Consider the following 21,938-nt stretch of genomic DNA (forward strand, 5'->3'; position numbering starts at 1 on the left):
GTGTGGCCCCACACCGCTGGATAGCTTGGGTTCGCTCAAGAGAAGCCTCGCCTCTGACCGGGAGTCGACCGTGAACCGCCGCCCCACCCTCCTCGCAGCGCTCACGCTGACCGCCGCTGCGGCCCTGACGCTGTCCGCGTGCGGGAGCGATGACAGCTCCAAGGCCACGGACAGCGACAAGATCGCGGGCGCCGACACGGGAGACAAGGCCTCGGCCTCCGCGACCGCATCCGCCTCTGCCTCCGCCGGACGCCCGGAGATCGACCTGCCGTCAGACCTTTCCTACACGTTCGACTGGCCCAGGACAGGCGACGAGGAGAAGGACGCGATCTTGACCGACAGCGAGCAGTCGATCAAGGCCGTCGACCTGGCGATCGTCAACCAGAATGCGCTCGACAAGCCGTACCTCTACTACTACGAGGGCGAGGCCGCCGCCTCGACGCAGAAGTTCATTCAGAACTACGTCGACCACAAGGCCGCCATCACCGGCGCCTACCGCTTCTACGCCCCCCAGGTGGCGGTCGACAAGGACGGCACGGCGTCCTTCAGCTACTGCGAGGACCAGGGCAAGGCCTATGTGAAGTACCTCAAGAACGACGAGGTCAAGAAGACCGAGGTCACGGCCAAGAGCTACGTCGTCTACCACACGTCGCTCAAGAAGAACGACAAGGGCGTCTGGGTGGTCCAGAAGATGGTCTCGCAGAGTGGGAGCCCCAAGTGCCAGCCCTGAGTCGTCCCTTGACCAAGCTCTCCACGGTGGTCACGGCCGCCGCCTGCTGGTCGCTCCTCGCGCTGCCCGGCGGCGTGGCCCATGCCGACGACACCCTGGGGGGTGCCACACAGGGCACCAACCAGGGCGCCGGCACCGGCAAGGACGGCACCGTCTCCGTGACCGTCGGCGGTGTCGTCTTCGACCGTTCGAAGAACGGCAGCGGCAACTCCGCGGGCGCGCTCACGTCCTCCACCCCCTGGACGCCCCCGGCGTGCTGGTACGCCCCGAAGTACACGCCGGAGCAGCTCCAGAAGGAGCTGGAGCCCATCTGGGACGCCGGCTCGACGGGCTACGAGTGGGACGCGAAACAGCGCGACCGCTACGTCAACGGCAAGCCCTACAAGGACTTCAACAAGGACAAGACCGGCGAGGGCTACTTCTGGGACTCGTTCGTCAACGAGGACTTCCCCCCGGGGTGGGACTCCTGCAAGGAACCTCCGTTCTGGGTCGACCAGGGCGACCCGCCGCCCGCAGACATCGAGAACGCCGTCACGCCCGAGATCCTCGCCGAACTCGCCTACGCCGAGATACGCGTCCCCGGCACGAAGGTGACCCTGGCTCCCGCCGCCGCTACCAAGGTCAACCTGCCGACCTGGGCCTGGCTGGACGCCGCCGACTTCAAACCGGTCTCCGTCACCGCGTCCGTACCGGTGATCGGCATCACGGCGACCGCGACGGCCCGACCGGTGTCGCTCAGGATCCAGCCCGGCACCAAGGACGCCGTCACCTACCCGGCGTCCGGCGTCTGCGAGATCGACAACGGCCGCATCGGCGAGCCCTACGCCAAGGGCAAGGCGGACCGCACCCCACCCTGCGGAGTGCGGTACCTGCGCTCCTCGGGTGAGGGCACCTACCCCCTCCAGGCCACCGTCACCTGGGAGATCGACTGGACCGGTACGGGCGGCGCGGGCGGCGACCTGCCCGACGGCACGTTCGGCGCCACACAGGACGTCGTCGTGCAGGAGATCCAAGCCGTTAACCGCTGACCGAACCCCGAGGGCTGTTGGGTGCCCGCCGGCCTGGGTAGGAAGGCGTCCATGACCACACTCGGCGCTGTCTTCCGTCCCCAACTCCCTCCGGAGCGACTGCGGTCGGTCTGTGAAGCCGCGGACGCCGCAGGGCTCGAACAGCTCTGGCTCTGGGAGGACTGTTTCGCGGAAGGCGGTCTGTCCACCGCCGCCGCCGCCCTCGCCTGGACCGAGCGGGTGCGGGTCGGGGTGGGGCTGCTGCCCGTGCCCTTGCGGAACGTCGCCCTCACCGCCATGGAGGTCGCCTCGCTGCACCGGATGTTCCCGGGGCGGGCCGTCGTCGGCGTCGGGCACGGCGTGCAGGACTGGATGGGGCAGGTCGGGGCCCGGGTCGAGTCGCCGGTCACGCTGCTGCGGGAGTATCTCCTCGCGCTGCGGGCCCTGTTGCGCGGGGAGCGGGTCACCACCGGCGGGCGGTACGTCACGCTCGACGACGTCGTCCTCGACTGGCCCCCGACCGCCGGGAGCGGGAGCGGGAGCAAGACCGGGAGCGGGACCGAGATCGGGACCGGGGTGCTCGCAGGGGTCACCGGGCCGCGTTCCCTGCGCCTCAGCGGCGAGGCCGCCGACGGCACCATCCTCACCGCCTCCACCAACGCCGACGGCGTGCGCACGGCGCGGCAGCTCGTCGAGGAAGGGCGCAAGGCCGCCGGCCGCGAGGCCGAGCCGCATCACGTCGTCGTGTACCTCCTCGCCGCCACCGGGCCCGGCGCCGACGCCCGGCTGCGCGCCGAACTGGCCGCCGAGGGGGTGGCTTCCGTCCCCGGCCTCGGAGTCGCCGGGGACGCCGGTGCCGTCGCCGAGGCCGTCGCGCGACTGGCCGAGGCCGGAGCGGACACGGTGGTGCTGCAGCCGACCGGGGACGAGCCCGACCCGGAGGGCTTCGTGCGGTTCGCCGCCGAGGAGGTGCGTCCCCTGGTCGCGTGAGGCCCCGGCAGACGCCCTGCCCTGGTGCGGCGCGCCTCGGTACCACGGCGGGTCCGGTTGTCAGTGGCGCCTGCCACACTCCGGGCATGAGCGATGACGACCTGGACGTACGCCTGCGTGACGTGGTGGAAGCCGACCTGGAGTTCTTCCTCGCCTACGAGCACGACCCGGAAGCCGTCCGGCGTTCGAGATTCACGCCCCGGCCGCGCGATGCGTTCCTGCGGCACTGGAGGACCAAGGTCCTCGGCGACCCCGCCAACGTCGTGCAGACGGTGACCGTGGACGGCGGTGACGTCGCCGGCAGCCTCGTCGCCTGGTGGGAGGAGGACCGCCGCTTCCTCGGCTACTGGCTGGGGCGCCCGTACTGGGGGCGCGGCATCGGCAGCAGAGCCCTGCGCCTCTTCCTGGAGCAGGAGACGAACCGGCCGCTGTACGCCGACCCCTTCGAGGGGAACACCGGGTCCGTACGGCTCCTGGAGAAGGCCGGCTTCGAGCGGAGCGGCACCGTCCGGCACGGGGAGGACACACACATCCTCCTCGTCCTCCGCTGACGCCCCCGAAAGCGGCAGACACCCACAGCACCCGGCTTTGGCCGAAGCCCCGCCGGAGCCGTAGCCGCACACGGTCCGCACCCGGCCCACGCGCGAAAATGCCGCGCTTCCCCCAACCCCGCCCTGGCACCATCCCCCCATGGCCGGCCACCGCACCACACCCCCCAAGCCCTCCACCTTCGAAGCCCTCCTCGCCGAAGGCGCCTCCGTGCCCACGGAAGGCTGGGACTTCTCGTGGTTCGAGGGGCGCGCCACGGAGGCGCGGCCCTCCTGGGGGTACGCCGTGTCGATGGCCGGGCGGCTGAGCCGGGCGAGTGCCGCGCTCGACGTGCAGACGGGGGGCGGGGAAGTGCTCGACTTCGCCCTGGCCAGGGCCGGCCGGCGGCCTCCGCTCACCGTCGCCACCGAGGGCTGGCCGCCGAACGTCGCCAAGGCCACCGCTCTGCTGGCACCGCAGGGCGTCGCCGTCGTGGCCACCGCCGAGGACGCCCCGCTGCCCTTCGCCGACGGCGCCTTCGACCTGGTCGTGAGCCGTCACCCCGTCCGCCCGCGCTGGGCGGAGATCGCCCGTGTGCTGCGGACGGGCGGGACGTACTTCGCCCAGCACGTCGGCCCGGCCAGCGTCTTCGAACTCGTCGAGTACTTCCTCGGCCCCCAGCCGGAGGAGGTGCGCGGCGGCCGTCACCCCGAGCGCGAACGGGCCGACGCCGAGGCCGCCGGGCTGGACGTCGTCGAGCTGCGGGCGGAGCGGCTGCGGATGGAGTTCCACGACATCGGCGCGGTCGTGCACTTCCTGCGCAAGGTGGTGTGGATGGTCCCCGGCTTCACCGTCGAGGCGTACGAGCCGCGCCTGCGGGCCCTGCACGAGCGGATCCTGGCCGACGGGCCCTTCGTCGCGCACAGCACCCGCCACCTCGTCGAGGCCCGCAGGCCGGGCGGGCCCGCCCGGCCTGCGTGATCAGCGGCAGTCAGCTCACGCGTGCGGCCCCACGGTCACCTTCCCCAGCACCAGTTCCGCCGTCGCCTCCAGCACCTCGCCCACCCGCTCCGCCTGCTCGCCCAGTTCCCGCCGCTGCCGCGCCGTCAGCCGGACGAGCGGCTCCACCGTGATCGTCGTACGACGGCCCCGGCGCCGCTGGTGCCACACCCCGCCCACCACACCGTCGACGAGCAGCACGGGATGGTTGCCGGCCTGGCCGCCGGCGAGGGCGCGCCGGTACGCCTCCCCGGGGAACAGCCGCTCCCGGGGCTGCCCGGCGACGACGTACGCGTCGAAGTGGGGCAGCAGCCGCACGCCTCGCGCGGGGCCCTCGGGGAACGCGGTGTCACCCGCCGCCACCCAGGCCGGTGTCCCCTCGAAGCCGACCTCCTCGACGGCGCCGGCCGCCGCCATATCCCGGAACAGGCCCGTGGCCCAGCCGGCCGGCGCCGCCAGCCACCGTGCGAAGTGCGCCGGGGTCGCCGGTCCGTACGCGCGCAGGTAGCGGCTGACGAAGGTGAACAGCCCGTCCTCCGCCCCGCGAGCCCCTTCCGAGCCCACCCCCGCCCACGCCGGACGCGTGTACGTCGCCTTGCGCCCCCGGTTCGGACCGAAGCACAACTTCCCCGCCCAGCCCGCCCGGTGCATCACCTGCCGCCAGCGCGGCCACAGGTCCTGGAACGCCGGCATCACCCGGTCGCCCGCCCACGGACCCGTACGGGCGACGACCTCCCCGGTCAGTTCGTCGAGGGTCAGGCACCTGCCGTCGAGCGCGTCGCCGATCGCCGCCACCACCTCATCGGCCTGCTCGTCGGTGAGCCGCACGTCGGGCGGGAAGGGGCTCGGGCCGACCGGGACCGCGGTCAGGGCCGCCGACCAGAGGGGGAGTTCGCGCGCCGGGAGCAGATGGACCGTGCCGCGCGGGCCGTACGTCCTGACCAGGGACCGCTCCTCCCAGAGCGCGGACCGCACGTCCGCACGCGTCACCCCGCCCGCCGCCCGCATCCCGATCGACACCTCGGCGGCGGAGAGCACCTGCGCGTGCGCCCCCCTCATCGCCGTGACGATGTCGGCGACCGTGCCGGCGGCCGGGGTGCCGGCCGGCGCCGGTCCGGCCGGAAACTGCCGCTCCGCGCGCCGCGCATTCGCCGCGTCCCAGGTGATCTGCACCGTGCTCGTCATGGGCCGACCGTAGAGGGGAACGAGGACAGGTTCCGTCCTCTTCGCTCCGTGGGCCGTGTCACTCCGTTCGCTCACTCCTCTCGCGCATCTTCCGTCGAGGGTTTTCACATCGTTATCCTGCTGGCTCGCTTTCGAGCCGCCCCATCGCGTAAGTTCGGAACAAGGTAATTCGCGTGAGCAAAGCTGCGCGGGCGGTACCGCGCAGTGGAGGGGGCTGCGCGGTGCCAGGGCCTCCCCGCGAGGGAGGCGGGTGGGCGACCTCGGCGGTCAAGCGGGCGTTCGCCGCCGGGTTCACCCGTCAGGGGGATGGGTGGACAAGTCTGCCGAGTGGACCCCAAGGTGCGGCAAATCCACCGGATCCTGCCCCAGGTCACCCGATTCCCCTGCGTACAGGCGGTGTTTCGGCCATGCGCGAGCGGTGAACGAAGGGTTCCGCGGTCATCGCGGCGTCGCCGGGCGGCTCCGGAGAGTAGTTGTGGCACGCCGATGCACGCAGCAGCACTTACAAAGGGTTATGGTGGAAACCCCCCCTCGGGCCGGTCCGTCTCCCCCCCACGGACCGGCCCGTTTTCTTTACGCCTCGCGAGGCGGCTCGAACCAACGGCCGGAACCTTGCGTTCCGCACCCGTTGGCGGCCCAAGGCGGCAGCGGGGGTAGGCTTCGCCTCCGGGGACTGCCACACGGGCGGGGACCGCCCGCGGCCACGACCGGGCCGCTCGCCGCGGCCCGTCCGATCCGTACGGAGGGGCGACAATCACGTGAACCTGCGCGACAAGCTGCGTGGCCTGCTGGTCAGGCTGTACGCACGCCGGGTGGAAGGCCACCTGGACCACGCTCAGGTGCCCAAGCACATCGGCGTCATCATGGACGGCAACCGGCGCTGGGCGAAGGCCGCCGGATCCAGCACCGTCCACGGGCATCGGGCCGGTGCCGAGAAGATCGAGGAATTCCTCGGCTGGTGCACCGAGACCGACGTCGAGGTCGTCACCCTCTGGCTGCTGTCCACGGACAACTTCGACCGTCCGAAGGAAGAGCTCGTCCCCCTGCTCGGCATCATCGAGGACGTCGTGCGCGCGCTCGCCGCCGATGGCCGCTGGCGGGTCCACCACGTGGGCACGCCGGACCTGCTGCCCGCCGGGATGCAGACGGTCCTCAAGGAGGCCGAGGAGGCCACCGCGCACGTCGAGGGGATACTGGTCAACGTCGCCATCGGGTACGGCGGCCGCCAGGAGATCGCCGACGCCGTGCGGTCGATGCTGCTCGACGCGCAGGACAAGGGCACCTCGATGGAGGAGCTCGCCGAGGCGGTCGACATCGACATGATCGGGCGTCACCTCTACACGAGCGACCAGCCCGACCCCGACCTGGTGATCCGCACCAGCGGCGAGCAGCGGCTGTCCGGATTCATGCTCTGGCAGACCGCGCACTCCGAGTACTACTTCTGCGACGTGTTCTGGCCGGCCTTCCGCAAGGTGGACTTCCTGCGCGCCATGCGCGACTACGCCGCCCGCCACCGCCGCTACGGCGGCTGAGCGCACCCACGGGCACACCACCGGCACACCCACGGGCGCCGGCACGGACACCCACGGACCCACCCGGACGCAGGACGTCCCACGTCGGACTCCCGCGCCGTAACCCTTCCCGGTACCCCCGGTTCCTCTCCGAAGACGCACGTCACGCGGAGTTCACCGGCCCGCCGTCATATGCCGTGGCATGGCGACGCTCGTTCGAGGGCATAACCCAGTCAGGTCGACGCCCGAACCACGGGTGTCGGATCTCAGCGGACGGCACGGGGCCGTCCGCCCGGGAGGCCCTTTGCACCAGCCCGATCGTGCGGTCACCGCACGGACGCAGGCGGAGGGCCGGTTTTCGGCCCATGCAGGGCGGCCGACAACCGGTCCAGCTCCACTCCGTCGCTCCCCGACCTCATCCGAGGGGGTACGTCCTTCCGTGGTGACCAGCACAAAGCGCCACAAGCCCGACCGGCGCACCTATGTCCTCGACACCAGCGTCCTGCTGGCCGACCCGAACGCCCTGCACCGCTTCGACGAGCACGAGGTCGTGCTCCCCATCGTCGTGGTGACGGAACTGGAGGCCAAGCGGCACCATCCCGAACTCGGCTACTTCGCCCGGCAGGCCCTGCGCCTGCTCGACGACCTCCGGGTGCGGTTCGGCCGCCTCGACGCCCCCATCCCCACGGGGGACCTGGGCGGGACCGTCCGTGTCGAGCTCAACCACTCGGACCCCAGCGTGCTGCCCAGCGGCTACCGCCTGGGGGACAACGACTCCCGCATCCTCGCGGTCGCCCGCAACCTGCAGGCCGAGGGGTTCGACGTCACCGTCGTCTCCAAGGACCTCCCGCTCAGGATCAAGGCGTCCTCCGTCGGACTCCTCGCCGAGGAGTACCGCGCGGAGCTCGCCATCACGGACTCCTCCGGCTGGACCGGGATGTCCGAACTGACCCTGCCCGGCGAGCAGGTGGACATCCTCTTCGAGGAGGGCCAGGTCTACGTCCCCGAGGCCGCCGACCTGCCGGTGCACACGGGTCTGATGATCCAGTCGGAGCGCGGCAAGGCGCTCGGGCGGGTCACACCCGAGGGCAGCATCCGGGTCGTGCGGGGGGACCGCGAGGCGTTCGGCATCAAGGGCCGCAGCGCCGAGCAGCGGATCGCGCTGGACCTGCTGCTCGATCCGGACGTCGGGATCGTGTCGATGGGCGGCCGGGCCGGCACCGGCAAGTCGGCGCTGGCGCTGTGCGCGGGCCTGGAGGCCGTGCTGGAGCGCCGTCAGCACCAGAAGGTGATGGTCTTCCGTCCGCTGTACGCGGTGGGCGGGCAGGAGCTCGGCTATCTGCCCGGTACCGAGGCGGAGAAGATGAGCCCCTGGGCGCAGGCGGTGTTCGACACGCTGTCGGCGGTCACCAGCCGGGAGGTCATCGAGGAGGTCACCGCGCGCGGGATGCTGGAGGTCCTGCCGCTGACGCACATCCGCGGGCGCTCGCTGCACGACGCGTTCGTCATCGTGGACGAGGCGCAGTCCCTGGAGAAGAACGTCCTCCTCACCGTGCTGTCCCGGATCGGGGCCAATTCACGGGTGGTGCTCACCCATGACGTGGCCCAGCGGGACAACCTGCGGGTCGGCCGCTACGACGGTGTCGTCGCCGTCGTGGAGAAGCTGAAGGGGCATCCGCTCTTCGCGCACGTGACCCTGACCCGGTCCGAGAGGTCCCAGATCGCCGCCCTGGTGACCGAAATGCTCGAAGACGGGCAGATGTGACCGCCCCGATGCGATAAGGAGCGACTGCGCAGGAGTTGCGCCGTCCGGAGAGGCGAAGAGCCTAGCCGGGCGGCGCCTTCGCGTGTGGACTTTCCTGTGAATTTCCCGCGCCAAACGGGATGTGAGCTTTCACACGCAACTCGGAATTGCCTTGCCCCGTCGGGTTACGGCAGAGTCTCACTTCTGTCAGGCCCCGCATACGACACAGCTGTACCCCCAGCGGTACGGCACCACGTAGAGCACACGCCAACTCCATAGCGATGTCGTATGCCGCCCGAGCACCACGCGGCACTCCCCACGCGGGAGTTGCCCACCGGGCCCGCGCCTCCCGTGACCCCGTAGTTGGGGAGGCCAGTGCCAGGGGCACGATTGCGTCCGCGAGGGTCACCGAAGCGGGCGATGCTGGAAGGAAACCGTGTGAGCCGGATCTCGGTCCGGGGATTCGCAGTGGCCTCGGCCACGGCGGTCACCGCTGTCGGAAGCGTCGTCGGCGTTGCCTCGGGCAGCACCGCGCAGAACAGCGACGCGGAAGCGACGGCAAGCGGCGCCACGCTGCTCGCGGACATCCCCGCGGGCCAGCAGGCCCAGGTGCAGACCGCGTCCCTGACGCAGCAGGCCGACGCGCAGGCCATCGCTGCGGACGTGAGCGCGAAGAAGGACGCCGAGGAGGCCGCCCGCAAGGCCGCCGCCGAGACGGCCATCGCGAAGAAGAAGGCTGCCGAAGAGGCCGCCGAGAAGGCCGCCAAGGAGGCCAAGGAGCGCGCGGAGGCCAAGGCAGCGGCCACCCGCTCCAAGGACATCTCCGACTTCCCCGTGGCGTCCTCCTACTCCATCGCGCAGATCCAGGCGATGGCACGGCAGATGGTGCCGGCGGGTCAGTTCCAGTGCTTCAGCAACATCGTGGACCACGAGTCCGACTGGAACTACAAGGCGGTCAACCCCTCGTCCGGCGCCTACGGCCTCTTCCAGGCCCTGCCCGGATCCAAGATGTCGTCCGTCGGCGCCGACTGGCAGACGAACCCGGCCACGCAGATCAAGTGGGGCCTGAACTACATGAACGACCGCTACGGCAGCCCGTGTGACGCCTGGTCGTTCTGGCAGGCCAACCACTGGTACTGAGCCGACCGGCCCACGGCCGATCCACTCCTTCGCGCGAGCCCCGCACCGTCGTACGGTGCGGGGCTCGCGCCATGTACGGTCGGACGCGGACGGCTCCCGGGGGAGTGGTGCGCACAGACGGGGGAAAAGGACGGATCATGTCGCGAGTGCCAGGGTGGCTCGGCCGGCTCGGTGCCGGACTGACCGAGATGAGCGAGCGGTACAACGAACGCCGTGCCGCGGCCGAACGGGAGCGGGACGACCCCGAGTCCGTCCCGCGGCCCGACGAGCTCGTGCCGCCGCCCCCGGACTACGCCCCTGACGTCCCGGCCCGGCCCGACCCCGCGCTCGCCGTGCCGTGGGGCGTGCGGGTCGCGGCGGAGGCCGGCTGGCGGCTGCTCGTCCTCGCGGGCACGCTCTGGGTGCTGATGCGGATCATCAGCGCCGTCCAACTCGTGGTGCTCTCGTTCGTCATCGCGCTGCTCATCACCGCCATGCTGCAGCCGACGGTGGCGCGGCTGCGGCGTCACGGGGTGCCGCGCGGGCCCGCCACCGCCTTGACGGCGATCCTCGGTTTCGTCGTCATGGGCCTCATCGGCTGGTTCGTGACCTGGCAGGTCATGGAGAACATCGACGACCTGTCGAGCCAGATCCAGGACGGCATCGACGAGTTGCGGAACTGGCTGCTGAACAGCCCCTTCCACGTCACCGACAAGCAGATCAACGAGATCGCCAAGAACCTGCGTGAGGCGGTCGGGGCGAACACCGACCAGATCACCTCCGCCGGGCTGGAGGGCGTCACGGTCGTCGTCGAGGCGCTGACCGGCATTCTGCTCGCGGTGTTCTGCACGCTGTTCCTGCTCTACGACGGCAAGCGGATCTGGGAGTGGACGCTGAAGCTGGTGCCCGCGGCGGCCCGGCCGGGCGTGGCCGGGGCGGGGCCCGCGGCCTGGCGGACGCTGACGGCGTACGTGCGGGGCACGGTGATCGTCGCGCTGATCGACGCGATCTTCATCGGGCTCGGAATCTACTTCCTCGACGTGCCGATGGCCGTACCGCTGGCGGTGTTCATCTTCCTGTTCGCGTTCATCCCGCTGGTGGGCGCGGTGGTGTCCGGGGCGCTGGCGGTGGTCGTCGCGCTCGTCACGCAGGGCGTGTTCACGGCCGTCATGACGCTGGCGGTGGTGCTGGCGGTGCAGCAGATCGAGGGGCACATCCTGCAGCCGTTCATCCTCGGCCGGGCGGTGCGGGTGCATCCGCTGGCGGTGGTGCTGGCGGTGGCCTGCGGCGGGATGGTGGCCGGGATCGGCGGCGCGGTGGTCGCCGTGCCGCTGGTGGCCGTGACGAACACCGTCGCCGGGTATCTGCGGGCGTACTCGCGCAAGGCCGCGGTGCGGCATGCCGTGCCGCCGCGCGGGGCCACGGCGGTGAGCGCGGAGCCCGCCCCCGAGGCGCCGCGGGAGTAGCACGCACGACGAACAGGGCCCCGTCCACCGGTGGGTGGACGGGGCCCTGTCACGACGGGCGTACGGCCGAGGGTTACCCGGCCAGGACCGCCTCGGCGTCGAGCGTCACGCCGACCGCCTGGATCACGGACGCGATCTTGAACGCCTCCTGGACGACCTCGCGGTCGAGGCCCGCCTTGCGCAGGACCTGCTCGTGCGAGTCCAGGCACATGCCACAGCCGTTGATGGCCGAGACGGCGAAGGACCACAGCTCGAAGTCGACCTTGTCGACGCCCGGGTTGCCGATGACGTTCATCCGCAGACCCGCGCGCAGGCTGCCGTACTCGTGGTCCGACAGCAGGTGGCGCGTGCGGTAGAAGACGTTGTTCATCGCCATCACCGCGGCGGCGGCCTTGGCCGCCGTGTAGGCCTCCGGCGACAGGTTCGCCTTCGCCTCGGGCTCCAGCTCACGCAGCACGATCGGGGAGCGCGAGGCGATGGCGGTCGCCAGCACGGTGCCCCACAGCTGCTGGGCCGGCAGGTCCGAGTTGCCGATGACCGAGCCCAGGTTGAGCTTCAGGTCCTTGGCGTAGTCCGGTATGCGCGACTTCAGGGAGTCGAGGGACATGCCTCACTCACCAGCCAGCAGCTTGACCGGGTCCAGGGTCTCGTCGCCCTTGGACCAGTTGCAGGGGCACAGCTCGTCCGTCTGGAGCGCGTCCAGGACCCGCAGGACCTCCTTCGGGTTCCGGCCGACGGAACCGGCGGTCACCATGGAGAACTGGATCTCGTTGTTCTGGTCCACGATGAACACCGCGCGCTTGGCGAAGCCGTCCTCGTCCTCGATGCCGAGGTCGCGCATCAGCTCGTGCTTGGAGTCGGCCATCATCGGGAAGGGCAGGTCACGCAGGTCGTCGTGGTCCTTGCGCCAGGCGTGGTGGACGAACTCGGAGTCGCCGGAGAAGCCGAGGACCTGGGCGTCGCGGTCGGCGAACTCGTCGTTCAGCTTGCCGAAGGCGGCGATCTCGGTCGGGCACACGAAGGTGAAGTCCTTGGGCCAGGCGAAGATCACCTTCCACTTGCCTTCGTAGGTCTTGTGGTTGATCTTCTCGAACTCCTTGCCCTTCTCCAGCGAGACGCAGGCGGTCAGTTCGAACTCGGGGAACTTGTCACCGACAGTGAGCACAGGCTCTCCTTGCAGCGAAGAAACTCCCGGATTGCGGGCGTTTCCCATGGGTTGGACGGTGTTGATGTTGGCACAGCGTCGATTGATTACGGAAATAGCTACACTCGGTCGGGTTGATCGGAGGTAGTTATCAGTGACGGTGGGTAGTAAGCGCAGGCAGCCGAGCCTCGCCCAGCTGCGGGCGTTCGCGGCCGTCGCCGAACACCTGCATTTCCGGGACGCCGCCGGGGCGATCGGGATGAGTCAGCCCGCTCTCTCGGGCGCCGTCTCGGCGTTGGAGGAGACACTCGGAGTGACGCTCCTCGAGCGTACGACGCGCAAGGTGCTGCTCTCGCCCGAGGGCGAGCGGATCGCCGTCCGGGCCAAGGCGGTGCTGGCCGAGGTGGGCGCGCTGATGGAGGAGGCCGAGGCGGTCCGGGCGCCCTTCACCGGGGTGCTGCGGCTCGGGGTGATCCCGACGGTGGCGCCCTATCTGCTGCCGACCGTGCTGCGGCTCGTCCACGAGCGGTATCCGCACCTGGATCTGCAGGTGCACGAGGAGCAGACCGCCAGCCTGCTCGACGGCCTGGCCGCCGGACGGCTCGACCTGCTGCTGCTCGCCGTGCCGCTGGGCGTGCCGGGGGTGGTGGAACTGCCGCTGTTCGACGAGGACTTCGTGCTCGTCACGCCGCTCGACCACTGGCTCGGCGGACGTGAGGGCATTCCCCGCGAGGCGCTGCGCGAGCTGAACCTGCTGCTGCTCGACGAGGGGCACTGCCTGCGCGACCAGGCCCTCGACATCTGCCGGGAGGCCGGCCGCGACGACGTGCCGGTCACCACGACCGCCGCCGGGCTGTCCACGCTGGTGCAGCTGGTGGCCGGCGGGCTCGGGGTCACGCTGCTGCCGCGCACGGCCGTCAAGGTCGAGACCTCGCGCAGCAACCAGCTCCTCACCGGGTACTTCGCCGACCCGGCCCCCAGCCGCCGGGTCGCCCTGGCGATGCGGGCGGGGGCCGCGCGCGGCGCGGAGTACGAGGAACTGGCAGCCGCCCTGCGCGAGGCCCTGCGGCCGCTGCCCGTACGGGTCCTGCCCGGGGACGCCTGATGCGGCCTGGGCCCGGGCTGCCTGACACCGCCTGGCCAGGGCCGCCTGACAGTGCGGCCCAGGCCGCGTGAGGTCGTCCTGGCTCGGGCCGCGTGACGTTGTCTTGGTTCGGGCCGCGTGACGTTGTCTTGGTTCGGGCCGAGTGAGGTCGTCTTGGTTCGGGCCGAGTGAGGTCGTCTTGGTTCGGGCCGAGTGAGGTCGTCCTGGTTCGGCCGCGTGAGGTCGTAGTGGTTCGGGCCGCGTGACGTCGCCCTGGCCAGGGCCGCCTGAAGCCCCCCGGCCCGGCCGCCTGACGCCGTCCTGGCCCGGGATGCCTGATCTCTGGGTCCTGGTGCCGTACGGCACACCGTCCTGGGCCGGGATGCCTGACGCCGCCCTGGGCCGGGGCCCGCGCCGGGCGCAGACCGCCCTGGCCCCGGGCGTGGCGACCGGGTCCCGGGCCGCCGGCCCGTCCTGGTCTTGGACCCGGACCGGGACGTGTGATGCCGTCCGGCCCTGGTTCGGCGGCCAGCCGTCCTGGACCGGGATGCCTGGCCCCAGTGCCCGACCCGGGACACGTGACCCCGGGGCCCGACCCGGGGCGCGTGACCCCGGGGCCCGACCCGGGGCGCGTGATCCCGGGGCCCGACCCGGGGCGCGTGATCCCGGGGCCCGACCCGGGACGCGTGGTCCCGGGCCGGCCCGGGACGCCTGGACACCGCCCTGGCCGCCCGGGATGCCTGACCTCGGGACCCGGTTCCGTATGGCACACCACCCCGGGCCTGGACACCGTCTGGCACCGGCCCCGGGCCGGGACGTCGTATGGCACACCACCCCGGGCCGGGACGCCGTATGGCACACCGGTCCGGGGTGGGATGTCTGGAGCCGCCAGGCCCCGTTCAGGGGACTACTCGGTGCGCAGGCCGTCCGGGCGCATCAGTTTCAGCAGGGGCGGCAGGCTCAGCAGGGTCACCACCAGGACGACGCCCGCGCCGATCCCGGTCATCGACAGCACGCTCGGCCAGTCCACCCGGACGGACAGGTTCACCATCCGCAGCAGGACCGCGCCCAGGGCCATCCCCACCGCCGTGGCCAGCAGCAGGCCCAGCCCGATCGGGATCGCCGTCTGCCACAGCACCGACAGCCCGAGGGTGCGGCGCCGGGTGCCGAAGGCCACCAGCGCGGACAGCAGCTTGCGGCGTTCGCGCAACTGCTCCAGCTGCGAGACCAGCAGGCTCGCCCCGATCAGCGCCAGCACGGCCGCGGCGCCGACGAACAGACCGGTGCGGATGGTCGCGTAGCGCTCGTTGCGCTCGACGGCGTGCCAGACGACGGCGTCGACCGCGGGGTCGATCCGGGCCGCCGTGTTGCGCACGTACTCGTACGCGTTCGGCTCGCCGGGGGAGAGGCTCAGATAGAGCTCCTTCTGCGCGAGCGAGTCCAGCTCGGCGGAGTCCGCGCCCGGCGTGATCAGGATGCCGCCGCGCTCGGTGCCGGTCGGGTCCTCGCGGGACTCGGCCTTCCGGATGCCCTTCGGCACGGTCCAGGAGAACTGCTTGCCGGGCTGGTCCACGCTCTCGCCGTCCAGCCACAGCGTCTTGCCCGGCTTGCCCAGCTTGTTCGTGTAGGTGTCGTACTCGGCGCCGTGGACGGCGAAGACGTCACCGTCGCGGCAGGAGGGCAGCGTGGCCACCTCGCGCAGCGAGGCGCAGTCCCCGAGGGTGACCTGGACGATGGACTCCGCGTCGGCACCCCGGCCGTGGAGGTACGTCTCCGACAGTGAGATGACCTTGCGGACGCCCTCGGTGTCGCGGAACTTCTCGGCGGTGGAGACGGCGTCGAGGCGGTCGGGCACGCGCACCTGCATCTGGGCACGCGCCACGTCGTACTGCGACGCGGCCGTGTAGTTGCCCTCCACCCCGGCGAACATCATCTGCAGCGCGATCGCCCCGGCCACCGCCACCGCGATGCCGTTGACCATGCGGGCCGCCGCGCCGCTGCTCAACTGGAGCCTGCGCACCGCCAGTTGCCAGGCGACGCCGCCCGGGCCGAGCCGGGCCACGACCGTCTCGACGACCCAGGGCAGCAGGGCCGTGACACCGACGAGCAGCAGCATCACACCGCCGACCACGAGGTACTGGTTGAAGGTCCCCTCGTCGTCGCCCTGCCCGATCATCGGGGCGAGCATCGCGAGCCCGCCGAGCGGCAGCAGCAGCCGCCACCACAGCCGGCGCCGCGCGGGCCTGGCGGTGCGCACCACCCCGAGCGGCTCGATGACCACCCCGCGCAGCGCGAACAGGGTCACCAGCACGGCGGCCGTCGGCACCGCCAGCGCGACCAGCGCGGCCAGCAGGGGAGAGGGGTTCAGATAGCTCGGGAAGACACTGACGTGGAACACCTCGACCGTGGCCGCCAGTTCGCGTCCGAGCAGGAAGAACCCGGTGCCGAGGACGAGCCCGAGCACGGAGCCGGCCAGCGCCTCGCCGGCGGCGATCCGCCGGGTCATCCGGCTGTCGGAGCCGACCAGCCGCAGCGCCGCGAGCCGGCGGTCGCGTCGCTCGCCGCCGAACCGCACGGCCGCCGCGATGAACACGGCGACCGGCATCAGCAGCACCACGAAGACGACCAGGACCAGCAGGAGCAGCACCGGGTCCCAGGGCTCGGACGACCCCAGGTCCGGGTTGCCGAAGCTGTCGATCCGCGCGCCCGCGGAGGAGTCGAGCCGGTCGGCCAGCCCCTTGCCGCCGGCGTAGTAGGCGAGTTCCCGCGAGCCGATGAGCCCCTGCTCGCCGATGGTGCCGGTGATCCGGTAGGGCAGCCGCTCCCGCAGCAGCTTCCCGCTGTCGGACGCCAGCAGTTCCTTCAGCGCGGGCGAGACGATCATGTCGCCTTCGGCCGGGAATCCGGCCAGGCCCGGCGGCAGCGGGGCCTTGGGGCCCTCCGGTTCCAGCAGGCGGCCCCGCACGTCCCGGTCGTGGAACATGGTGTCCGCGTCCAGCACGACCAGGGTGTCGTCGGCCTTCGGGATCTTCTGCTGGCTCAGCGTGTGGTCGCTGCGGGCCTCCTCGCGCCGGTCCCGTTCGGCCAGCGCGCCCGGCAGGGCGGTGGTGAGCAGCAGCAGCGCCACACCGAGCCCGACGCCGACGGCCGTGAGCAGCGCCCGGGTCCACCCCTCACGCCCGCCCGCGAGGGCGAACCGCACCCCCATGCCCAGGTCCCGCACCCACTGGCTCAGGTTCATACGACGCGCTCCATGTCCCGCGACCTGCCGTCCCGTACGACGATCTCGCGGTCGGAGTACGCGGCCACCCGGGCCTCGTGCGTGACGAGCACCACGGCCGTGCTGGCCGACCGGGCGGCATCCGTGAGCAGTTCCATCACGCGCTCGCCGTTGAAGGAGTCGAGCGCGCCGGTCGGCTCGTCGGCGAAGACGACCCGGGGGTCGGTCACCAGCGCCCGGGCGACGGCGACCCGCTGCCCCTGACCGCCGGAGACCTCGCCCGGCCGCTTGCCGCGCAGGTCGTCGACCTCCAGCCGCTCCATCCACCCGAGGGCGGTCCGCTCCGCCTCCTTGCGGGACGAGCCGTTCAGCCGCAGCGGCAGGGCCACGTTCTCCACACAGGTCAGTTCGGGCACGAGCTGCCCGAACTGGAACACGAACCCGAACTCCGAGCGCCGCAGCGCACTGCGCTCGGCATCGCTCATCGCGGTGACCTCGCGCTCGTTGTACGTGATCGAGCCGGAGTCGGGCGTGACGATCCCGGCGAGGCAGTGCAGCAGCGTCGACTTGCCCGACCCGGAGGGGCCCATCACGGCGACGACCTCGCCCGGGTGGATGGAGAACTCGGCGCCGTCGAGCGCGGTGGTCGGCCCGTACGCCTTGCGCAGGTCCTGGGCGGTGAGCAGCGAACCAGCGGGAATCGTCACCGGGTCACCGCCTCGCGGAGCTTGTCCAGACGGGCCGCGGTCAGCTCCAGCCAGCGCAGGTCCGCCTCCAGGTGGAACAGCGCGTGGTCGCAGATGAGCTGGTCGGCGAGGTCGCCCTTGCGCTTGCGGTCGGTGAGGATGCGCATGCTGCGCAGGTGCTCCGAGCGCTGGGTGTCGAGGATGTCGGAGGCTTCGCGGTGGGTGAGCAGCGCGAGGACGACCTTGGTGTAGAGGGTCGACTGCAGGTACGGCTCCGGCTTCTCCGGCGTCGCGAGCCAGCGCTCGACGTCGGTGATGCCGGCCTCGGTGATGGCGTACCGCTTGCGCTCGGGACCGCCGCCCGCCTCGATGCCGTCGACCTCGACGAGCCCGTTCTTCAGCAGCCGGGACATCGTCGAGTAGACCTGGCCGTAGTGGAGCGGCCGGTCGTGACCGAACTTCTCGTCGAAGGCCCGCTTCAGGTCGTAACCGTGCCGCGGACCGGACTCCAGGAGCCCCAGGAGAGTGTGACCGATGGACATGACCAGGACTGTACACGGGGTGTATACGCGGGATGTATACGCCGAGTGTGTAGATCATGGCGGGGCGTGCGGCCGCGCAGGTCGGGGGGTGTTGTCACGGTTCCGCAACAGCCCCCGGGGCCGAACAGCCTCCGGGGCCGAACAGCCCCCGGGGCCGAACAGCCCCGGAGGTCGAGCGGCCGCGGAAGGCCGTTCAGGCCGGCGGCGGACCGGAGGTGGGACCGCCCTGCGGGCCGGGCGGACGGCCCCGCCGGGGCAGCGGGCCGGTGTCCCGCGGCAGCCGCCCCGCCTCGGCCAGGGCCCTGCGCAGCAGGAACTCGATCTGCGCGTTCGCCGACCGCAGCTCGTCCCCGGCCCACCGGGCCAGCGCCTCGTACACCGCCGGGTCGAGCCGCAGCAGCACCTGCTTGCGCTGCTGCGGCCGCCGCTGGGAGGGGGAACCCTCGGAAGGAGCCGTCACTGGTAGAGCGTCCCGGTGTTGAGGACGGGCTGCGGGGCCCGGTCGCCGCACAGCACCACCATCAGGTTGGAGACCATCGCGGCCTTGCGCTCCTCGTCGAGCGTGACGAGGTCCCGCTCGGTGATCCGGGCGAGCGCCGACTCGACCATGCCGACGGCGCCCTCCACGATCTGCCGCCGGGCCGCGACCACCGCTCCGGCCTGCTGCCGCTGGAGCATCGCCGAGGCGATCTCGGGGGCGTAGGCGAGGTGCGTGAAGCGCGACTCGATGATCTGCACGCCGGCCGCCTCCACGCGCGCGTGCAGTTCGACCGCGAGCTTCTCGGTGATCTCCTCGGCGTTGCCGCGCAGCGAGAGGCCGTCCTCCTCGTGCGCGTCGTAGGGGTACTCGATGGCGATGTGCCGCACGGCCGCCTCGGTCTGCGTGGAGACGAACTCGATGTAGTCGTCCACCTCGAACGTCGCCTGGGCGGTGTCCTCTACGCGCCACACCACGACAGCGGCGAGCTCGATCGGGTTGCCGTAGGCGTCGTTGACCTTCAGGACGGCCGTCTCGTGGTTGCGCACGCGTGTGGAGATCTTCGTGCGCGAGGTGAAGGGGTTCACCCAGCGCAGGCCGTCCTGCCGGATCGTGCCGCGGTACCGGCCGAAGAGCTGGACGACGCGGGCCTCGCCCGGTGCCACCATGTTCAGCCCGCACATGGCGAGGAAGGCCGCGAGCGCGATCAGGATGCCGGCGATGATCAGGGCGGCCTTGGCGCCGGTCGCGGAGACCGTCGTGGCCGCCACGATCAGCCCGGCGCCGGCCAGCAGCCCGAGCAGGCCGAGCAGCAGGGCGAGCCCGCCGCCGATGCTGTGGGCGGCAAACTCCCGTACGCGGGGCGCCGGCATCTCGGGCACATCGGCGGTGATCTGCGCGTCGTGTGTGGTCATGGGTGTCCCCCGGTTCCTCTGAGAAGCCACTCCTGCAAGCTTCTGCCTATCTAAGTGATATCACTTTACCCCGTGCTGGCAACCTGACACGTGTCTCGTACGTCGGTTCCGTTGGGATGGGTGCTGATTGTCACGTCCGCAAAGACCCGGATCGACAGCCCTTTCTCTTATCTCCCGGTGTTAGCTTTCTGAGCTGACCTGAGCGGCGAACCCGTGTGACATGTGAGCACACATGAACGAAGCGGAGCGGATCGGACCGATGGGACGAGCGGAAGAGAGACGCGCCCGACAGCGCGGTGGGCGCCGGGCGGCGCCCAGGCGCCGCCGTTCGTCGGGCGCGGCCGGCAAGAGCGGCATACGCGCGCTCTTCACCTGGAAGAAGATCCTCGGCACCTTCCTCGGCCTGTGCCTGCTCGGGATGGGCGCCTTCATCGTGCTGTACATGGTGATCGACATCCCGGAGGGGAACGCCGACGCCAAGCGCCAGAGCAACATCTACAAGTACCGCGACGGCACGATCATGGCCCGCGACGGCAAGGTCAACCGGGAGGTCGTCGACCTGGCCCGGGTTCCCAAGGAGGTCCGCCTCACCTTCGTCGCCGCCGAGAACAAGACCTTCTACAAGGACGCCGGCGTCGACCTCAAGGGCACGGCCCGCGGTCTGCTCAACACCGTCGCCGGCAAGGGCGCTCAGGGCGGTTCCACGATCACGCAGCAGTACGTCAAGAACTACTACCTGACCCAGGAACAGACCGTCTCGCGCAAGCTGAAGGAACTGGTCATCTCGCTGAAGCTGGACCGGGAGAAGTCCAAGGACTACATCCTCGCCGGCTACATCAACACCAGCTACTACGGCCGTGGCGCCTACGGCATCCAGGCCGCCGCCCAGGCCTACTACCGCACCGACGCCGAGAAGCTCACGGTCGCGCAGGGCGCCTACCTCGCCGCGCTGCTCCAGGCTCCCAGCCAGTACGACTGGGCCGTCGCCTCGGAGACCGGCAAGAAGCTGGTGAAGGCCCGCTGGAACTACGTGCTCGACAACATGGTCGACGAGGGCTGGCTCAGCCAGTCGGAGCGGGCCGGAATGAAGTTCCCGGTGCCGAAGGAGCCCAAGCCCGCCCCGGGGATGGAGGGTCAGAAGGGCTACCTGGTCAACGCGGCCAACGCGGCGCTGGAGAGGCAGCTCGTCGCCGACGGCACCGCCGGCAGCGCCAAGGAGGCCGAGGCGATGGTCAACGCCGGTGGCTGGACCGTCACGCTGAACGTCGACAGGAAGAAGCAGGCGGCCCTGGAGAAGTCGGTCAGGCAGCAGCTGACCAGCAAGCTCGACCCGGGCAAGCGGGCGGTCGACGCGGACGTCCAGGCCGGTGCCGTGTCCGTGAACCCGAAGACGGGCGCCGTCGTCGCGATGTACGGGGGCACGGACTACTTCAAGCACTACGTGAACAACGCCACCCGCTCCGACTACCAGCCGGCCTCCACCTTCAAGCCGGTCATCCTGGCCGCGGCCCTGGAGGAGCAGGCGAAGACGCAGGACGGCAAGCCGATCACCGCGAGCACGGTCTACGACGGCACCAGCAAGCGCCCGGTCGTCGACAACGGCAGCAAGGTCGGCTTCGCGCCGGAGAACGAGGACGACGCGGACTACGGCCCGATCTCCGTCCAGACGGCCATGAACAAGTCCGTCAACTCCGTCTTCGCGCAGATGGGCGTCGACGTCGGCATGGAGAAGGTCGTCGAGGTCGCCGGCAAGCTCGGCATGGACACCGAGAACATGGAGGCCGTGCCCGCCCAGACCCTCGGCAGCATGGGCGCGAGCCCGCTGGAGATGGCCGGGGTCTACGCCACCCTCGACAACCACGGCAAGAAGGTCACCCCGGCCCTCGTGAAGTCGGCCGAGCACCTGAACAAGACCGTGACCATGCCCGACCCCGTCGGCGAGCAGGTCATCAGCCGCGAAGCCGCCGACACGGTGACCTCGGTACTGACCGGCGTGGTCGACGACGGCACCGCCCGGGCGTCCGTGCGCGACAACCCCCTGCGCGACGGCCAGCAGGTCGCCGGCAAGACCGGCACGTCCGACAACAACAAGTCGGCCTGGTTCACCGGCTACACGCCGGGCCTGGTCACCTCGGTGGGTCTGTTCGGAGAGGACAACAAACCGCCGTACAGGCAGGTCCCGATGTACAAGGCCGGCGGCCAGCCCCGGGTCAACGGCGGTGGCTTCCCGGCGCAGATCTGGGCGGCGTACACCTTCGGTGTGATGGGTGACGTCGAGAAGTTCGACCTGGAGACCCAACAGGGCGCGGCCGTCGAGCCGACGTGGACGCCGACACCGTCCCAGTCGCCCACCCAGGAACCGACGCAGGAGCCGACCACCGAGGAGCCGTCCTCCTCCCCGCCGCCGACCAGCGAGGAGCCGTCCACCACCCCGCCGACGAAGCCGTCGACGACCCCTCCCACCTCCACCGCCCCGCCGAGCGCCCCGCAGACGACACCGCCGGACGACGGCGGCGGCCCGTTCGACCCGATCAAGCCGGACGAGGACGAGTAGGGACAGCACGCGCGAAGGGCGCCCGGTGCACACCGGG

19 protein-coding genes are annotated in these 21,938 nt (G+C 71.1%); 11 read left to right on the forward strand and 8 right to left on the reverse strand.

Annotated elements, in window-relative coordinates:
• The first annotated feature begins 70 nt into the window (after window positions 1-70).
• The 5 genes from ABTZ58_RS18275 (at window position 71) to ABTZ58_RS18295 (ending at window position 4,236) form a co-directional block, all read left to right on the forward strand.
• A complete protein-coding gene (locus ABTZ58_RS18275) occupies window positions 71-730 on the forward strand; it encodes a hypothetical protein (protein WP_351357189.1) in 660 nt (219 codons plus the stop codon).
• Window positions 718-1,758 carry a hypothetical protein gene (locus ABTZ58_RS18280; RefSeq protein ID WP_502996086.1) on the forward strand — a complete coding sequence of 347 codons (1,041 nt, stop codon included), beginning with the start codon at window positions 718-720 and terminating at the stop codon, window positions 1,756-1,758. The genes ABTZ58_RS18275 and ABTZ58_RS18280 overlap by 13 nt, the downstream gene beginning before the upstream one ends.
• 51 nt (window positions 1,759-1,809) lie before the next feature.
• Complete coding sequence (locus ABTZ58_RS18285; protein ID WP_351357192.1) at window positions 1,810-2,727, forward strand: LLM class flavin-dependent oxidoreductase; 918 nt, start codon at window positions 1,810-1,812, stop codon at window positions 2,725-2,727.
• An 86-nt stretch (window positions 2,728-2,813) separates the two neighbouring features.
• Complete coding sequence (locus tag ABTZ58_RS18290; protein ID WP_351357195.1) at window positions 2,814-3,278, forward strand: GNAT family N-acetyltransferase; 465 nt, start codon at window positions 2,814-2,816, stop codon at window positions 3,276-3,278.
• Between the two features lie 139 nt (window positions 3,279-3,417).
• Window positions 3,418-4,236, forward strand: coding sequence for a class I SAM-dependent methyltransferase (locus ABTZ58_RS18295; RefSeq protein ID WP_351357198.1), 819 nt, complete (start codon window positions 3,418-3,420; stop codon window positions 4,234-4,236).
• Window positions 4,237-4,251: 15 nt separating this feature from the next.
• On the opposite strand, the gene ABTZ58_RS18300 is transcribed toward ABTZ58_RS18295, so the two are convergent.
• A complete protein-coding gene (locus ABTZ58_RS18300; protein WP_351357201.1) occupies window positions 4,252-5,439 on the reverse strand; it encodes a winged helix DNA-binding domain-containing protein in 1,188 nt (395 codons plus the stop codon).
• A 758-nt stretch (window positions 5,440-6,197) separates the two neighbouring features.
• On the opposite strand from ABTZ58_RS18300, the gene ABTZ58_RS18305 reads away from it, so the two are divergent.
• From ABTZ58_RS18305 to ABTZ58_RS18320, 4 genes are all read left to right on the forward strand, one after another.
• Window positions 6,198-6,971 (forward strand): isoprenyl transferase, encoded by a 774-nt coding sequence (locus ABTZ58_RS18305; RefSeq protein WP_351357204.1) that lies wholly within the window; start codon window positions 6,198-6,200, stop codon window positions 6,969-6,971.
• A gap of 418 nt (window positions 6,972-7,389) precedes the next feature.
• Window positions 7,390-8,715 (forward strand): RNA 5'-3' helicase PhoH2, encoded by a 1,326-nt coding sequence (phoH2, locus tag ABTZ58_RS18310; protein ID WP_351357207.1) that lies wholly within the window; start codon window positions 7,390-7,392, stop codon window positions 8,713-8,715.
• A 417-nt stretch (window positions 8,716-9,132) separates the two neighbouring features.
• Window positions 9,133-9,834, forward strand: a complete 702-nt coding sequence (locus tag ABTZ58_RS18315) for an aggregation-promoting factor C-terminal-like domain-containing protein (RefSeq protein ID WP_502996087.1) — start codon at window positions 9,133-9,135, stop codon at window positions 9,832-9,834.
• Between the two features lie 137 nt (window positions 9,835-9,971).
• A complete protein-coding gene (locus ABTZ58_RS18320; RefSeq protein ID WP_351357211.1) occupies window positions 9,972-11,279 on the forward strand; it encodes an AI-2E family transporter in 1,308 nt (435 codons plus the stop codon).
• A gap of 73 nt (window positions 11,280-11,352) precedes the next feature.
• On the opposite strand, the gene ABTZ58_RS18325 is transcribed toward ABTZ58_RS18320, so the two are convergent.
• Entirely contained in the window at window positions 11,353-11,886 is a 534-nt protein-coding gene (locus tag ABTZ58_RS18325) for an alkyl hydroperoxide reductase (protein ID WP_351357214.1), read from the reverse strand.
• A gap of 3 nt (window positions 11,887-11,889) precedes the next feature.
• Window positions 11,890-12,444: a peroxiredoxin gene (locus ABTZ58_RS18330; protein WP_031119691.1), complete on the reverse strand. Its 555-nt coding sequence runs from the start codon at window positions 12,442-12,444 to the stop codon at window positions 11,890-11,892.
• Window positions 12,445-12,583: 139 nt separating this feature from the next.
• Between ABTZ58_RS18330 and ABTZ58_RS18335 the strand changes: the two genes are divergently transcribed.
• On the forward strand, window positions 12,584-13,528 hold the full coding sequence (locus tag ABTZ58_RS18335; RefSeq protein ID WP_351357256.1) for a LysR substrate-binding domain-containing protein: 945 nt from the start codon (window positions 12,584-12,586) through the stop codon (window positions 13,526-13,528).
• An 886-nt stretch (window positions 13,529-14,414) separates the two neighbouring features.
• On the opposite strand, the gene ABTZ58_RS18340 is transcribed toward ABTZ58_RS18335, so the two are convergent.
• The 5 genes from ABTZ58_RS18340 to ABTZ58_RS18360 form a co-directional block, all read right to left on the reverse strand.
• Entirely contained in the window at window positions 14,415-16,748 is a 2,334-nt protein-coding gene (locus tag ABTZ58_RS18340) for an ABC transporter permease (RefSeq protein WP_351357217.1), read from the reverse strand.
• Window positions 16,745-17,434, reverse strand: coding sequence for an ABC transporter ATP-binding protein (locus ABTZ58_RS18345; protein ID WP_351357220.1), 690 nt, complete (start codon window positions 17,432-17,434; stop codon window positions 16,745-16,747). The genes ABTZ58_RS18340 and ABTZ58_RS18345 overlap by 4 nt, the downstream gene beginning before the upstream one ends.
• Window positions 17,431-17,955: a PadR family transcriptional regulator gene (locus ABTZ58_RS18350; RefSeq protein WP_351357223.1), complete on the reverse strand. Its 525-nt coding sequence runs from the start codon at window positions 17,953-17,955 to the stop codon at window positions 17,431-17,433. Before ABTZ58_RS18350 ends, ABTZ58_RS18345 begins: the two co-directional genes overlap by 4 nt.
• Before the next feature lie 193 nt (window positions 17,956-18,148).
• Entirely contained in the window at window positions 18,149-18,415 is a 267-nt protein-coding gene (locus ABTZ58_RS18355) for a type II toxin-antitoxin system antitoxin (protein WP_351357226.1), read from the reverse strand.
• The gene (locus ABTZ58_RS18360) at window positions 18,412-19,347 is read right to left on the reverse strand and encodes an SPFH domain-containing protein (protein WP_351357229.1); all 936 of its coding nucleotides are present in this window, start codon (window positions 19,345-19,347) and stop codon (window positions 18,412-18,414) included. The genes ABTZ58_RS18355 and ABTZ58_RS18360 overlap by 4 nt, the downstream gene beginning before the upstream one ends.
• Before the next feature lie 259 nt (window positions 19,348-19,606).
• On the opposite strand from ABTZ58_RS18360, the gene ABTZ58_RS18365 reads away from it, so the two are divergent.
• Window positions 19,607-21,901 (forward strand): transglycosylase domain-containing protein, encoded by a 2,295-nt coding sequence (locus ABTZ58_RS18365; protein WP_351357232.1) that lies wholly within the window; start codon window positions 19,607-19,609, stop codon window positions 21,899-21,901.
• Window positions 21,902-21,938: the final 37 nt, after the last annotated feature.

Origin of the sequence: Streptomyces sp. NPDC094143, assembly GCF_040303825.1 — a bacterium.
Lineage (GTDB): Bacteria > Actinomycetota > Actinomycetes > Streptomycetales > Streptomycetaceae > Streptomyces.

Excerpts from the sequence above, each read along its gene's own strand:
- ABTZ58_RS18285 (WP_351357192.1), top strand. The coding sequence starts at position 1,810 with ATGACCACACTCGGCGCTGTCTTCCGTCCCCAACTCCCTCCGGAGCGA.
- ABTZ58_RS18325 (WP_351357214.1), bottom strand. The coding sequence starts at position 11,886 with ATGTCCCTCGACTCCCTGAAGTCGCGCATACCGGACTACGCCAAGGAC.
- ABTZ58_RS18350 (WP_351357223.1), bottom strand. The coding sequence starts at position 17,955 with ATGTCCATCGGTCACACTCTCCTGGGGCTCCTGGAGTCCGGTCCGCGG.
- ABTZ58_RS18365 (WP_351357232.1), top strand. The coding sequence starts at position 19,607 with ATGGGACGAGCGGAAGAGAGACGCGCCCGACAGCGCGGTGGGCGCCGG.
- ABTZ58_RS18290 (WP_351357195.1), top strand. The coding sequence starts at position 2,814 with ATGAGCGATGACGACCTGGACGTACGCCTGCGTGACGTGGTGGAAGCC.
- ABTZ58_RS18295 (WP_351357198.1), top strand. The coding sequence starts at position 3,418 with ATGGCCGGCCACCGCACCACACCCCCCAAGCCCTCCACCTTCGAAGCC.
- ABTZ58_RS18360 (WP_351357229.1), bottom strand. The coding sequence starts at position 19,347 with ATGACCACACACGACGCGCAGATCACCGCCGATGTGCCCGAGATGCCG.
- ABTZ58_RS18340 (WP_351357217.1), bottom strand. The coding sequence starts at position 16,748 with ATGAACCTGAGCCAGTGGGTGCGGGACCTGGGCATGGGGGTGCGGTTC.
- ABTZ58_RS18300 (WP_351357201.1), bottom strand. The coding sequence starts at position 5,439 with ATGACGAGCACGGTGCAGATCACCTGGGACGCGGCGAATGCGCGGCGC.
- ABTZ58_RS18320 (WP_351357211.1), top strand. The coding sequence starts at position 9,972 with ATGTCGCGAGTGCCAGGGTGGCTCGGCCGGCTCGGTGCCGGACTGACC.